We start from the raw sequence: 910 nt of genomic DNA, 5'->3' as shown, positions 1-910 counted from the left end.
CCACCAAGTTTGGTGTAGTCATCCTTGCGGTCGAAAAACTCGATAAAGCGCTCACCGTTGGGATCAACTACAGGCAGGAGGTAGGCGGTGCCATTGATGGCCAATATGTCTCGTTCGACAGAAGTCAGAGCTTCGCGGCAAGCGCTGGTATCAGGGAGCAGGTAAACACCGTCACGGAGTACAGCGGCACCTGAAGCTTTCAAGGCACGCCAGGCTCGCATGCGCTCGGTGGCGTTGGCGGTGGGTAAGCCAAGGATCAATGCGAGCCAATTTTTCATGTAGGAATATCTACTCGATATGTAGTAATCGCTACGCTACTCCTTGCTGCAAGGCTTGGGAAGCGGTGCTCAACAAAAGCAGTTGTTCAGAGGGCATTCGGAAGAAGGAACAGACACGCAGACTTGCGGTGGTCATTGCGAGCGAAGCCAAGCTTCCATTTTTTGCAACCTTCCTCTACGTAAAAGCACCGGTTTCCCTAAATCCAACATCACCAACAATCCCTGCCTTTCGCATGTTGAAGGGAACCAATCAGCGATTTCGACGTTGCAGCGTTTGGCGTCACCTACCGCCCACTTAATAATCATGTCTGCTGCGGCACGGTAGTGATCCGCCATGAACAGCCTTTTGCCGTCTTCTGACCAGCCTCTCATCGCAAGCTCGTCGGTTACGTCGATGAGTCCAGCGTCTCCAAAGAAATCGGTCGTATCTGGATAATGAATACCTGCCAAGGACACCTTGGCCACGCCGGATTTTCGGTCGAAGTAAGACAGGAAATGCCATCCTCCCGTTGTACTACCTGGATCTGGAAAATTGATCGCAGCTTTGCCAGTGATGTAGTGCGTGCGGGAAACGCGTTTGAGATCAAAATCGAAAAGCGGCTGGTTCATGGGAGTGTTTTGAGCCGGGCCAG

The 910-nt window shown here is 52.3% G+C and carries 2 protein-coding genes; both read right to left on the bottom strand.

Annotated features, from left to right (window positions below; translation table 11 throughout):
• The coding region (locus KMS84_RS43575) for a Chromate resistance protein ChrB (protein WP_498066964.1) at window positions 1-278 on the bottom strand (278 nt) is incomplete at its 3' end.
• 132 nt (window positions 279-410) lie between these two features.
• On the bottom strand, window positions 411-910 hold a 500-nt coding region (locus KMS84_RS43570; protein WP_256921226.1), incomplete at its 5' end, for a hypothetical protein.

The sequence above is a fragment of the Streptomyces hilarionis genome (assembly GCF_024539675.1).
GTDB classification, from domain to species: domain Bacteria; phylum Actinomycetota; class Actinomycetes; order Streptomycetales; family Streptomycetaceae; genus Streptomyces; species Streptomyces hilarionis.
This window is presented reverse-complemented; position numbering and strand designations above follow the sequence as displayed.